The 1,496-nt window shown below is 29.3% G+C and carries 1 protein-coding gene; it reads left to right on the top strand.

Annotated features, from left to right (window positions below):
• The first annotated feature begins 94 nt into the window (after positions 1 to 94).
• Positions 95 to 1,333: an IS256 family transposase gene (locus tag BM027_RS17850; protein WP_090094517.1), complete on the top strand. Its 1,239-nt coding sequence runs from the start codon at positions 95 to 97 to the stop codon at positions 1,331 to 1,333.
• The last annotated feature ends 163 nt before the right edge of the window (positions 1,334 to 1,496 follow it).

Below are 1,496 nucleotides of genomic sequence, written 5' to 3'. Positions count from 1 at the left end.
TTTTGTGTAAAAACAAAATTATCTGCTGTTTTTTTACATAATCAGTTGGTAGTTTTGGAATAATATACTTTAAAATATTTAAGGAGTGATAATTATGACAAAAGCAATTGATGATGATTTTGATTACAAATCCGAAGTGAAAAAATGTAAGACTATAGATGATGTAATGGGTAAGGATGGATTAATTCAAAGATTAGTTAAAGATGTTCTAGAAAATATTCTAGAAGGTGAAATGGAAGAGCACCTTGGTCGAAATAAATATGAAAGATCAGAAAACAAAGAATCAGCTAAGAAAAATTACCGCAATGGATATAGCGCTAAAAACCTCAGAAGCTCCTTCGGTGACGTCGATTTAGACGTACCAAGAGATAGGAATGCAGAATTTGAACCACAGATAATAAAGAAATATGAAACAGTATGTACTGAATTGGACAAAAAAATAATATCACTTTATGCAAAAGGAATGACAACTAGTGATATTCAGGCTGAAATAGAAGATTTATATGGAATAACAATTTCTCCATCAATGGTATCTAGAATCACTGATAAAGTTATGGATAGTGCTATTGAATGGCAAAATAGAGCCTTAGATAAAATATATCCAATAGTTTATTTAGATGCAATGTATTTCAAAGTGAGAAGTAATGGAAAGATTGTAAATAAGGCTGTTTACATATGCTTAGGATATAATATGCAAGGATATAAAGAAATACTTGGCAGTTGGGTTGACGAAGCCGAAGGAGCTAAGTTTTGGCTAAAAATATGCACTGATCTCAAAAATAGAGGTGTAAAAGAAATTCTTATTGCATGTATGGATGGCTTAAAGGGGCTACCTGAAGCTATTAAAACAGTATTTCCATCTGTTAATATTCAAACATGTATCGTACATCAAATAAGAAATTCTATAAAATATATAGCATCAAAGGATAAAAAAGAGTTTATAAAAGATTTGAAATGTGTGTATAAGGCATTTACAGAAGAACTTGCGCTAGCGCAGCTCGACAATTTAAAAGATAAATGGGGTGATAAATATTCTATTGTAATAGATTCGTGGTATAACAATTGGAAGCAGTTATCAACATTTTTTAGTTTCTCACCTGAAATACGAAAAATGATTTATACCACTAATACACTAGAAGGATTTAATAGGCAAATCCGTAAATATACTAAGGCAAGAACTATATTCCCAACAGATCAATCTTTAAGCAAATGCGTATATCTAGCGACTATGGAAATTATAGAAAAATGGACTCAACCGACACCAAATTGGGGCAGAACTTTAGCAGAATTATCAATAATATTCGATGAACAATTAAATGATGAACTAACTTAGTAGCTTGTACTTTCTTGTAAAATCTATGTATAATATTTGATTTATTACTAATACTATAAATGGATATAAAACATATTTTTAGTATTTACTAAAAATAAAAAAATATTACCAGAAAACAAAATTTCCAGTAATATTTTAATGATAAATGTGTTAATAACACAAA

Source organism: Clostridium uliginosum (assembly GCF_900112485.1).
Lineage (GTDB): Bacteria > Bacillota > Clostridia > Clostridiales > Clostridiaceae > Clostridium > Clostridium uliginosum.
The sequence above is the reverse complement of the archived record's forward strand: the minus strand, read 5'-3'. Positions and strand labels throughout refer to the sequence as shown.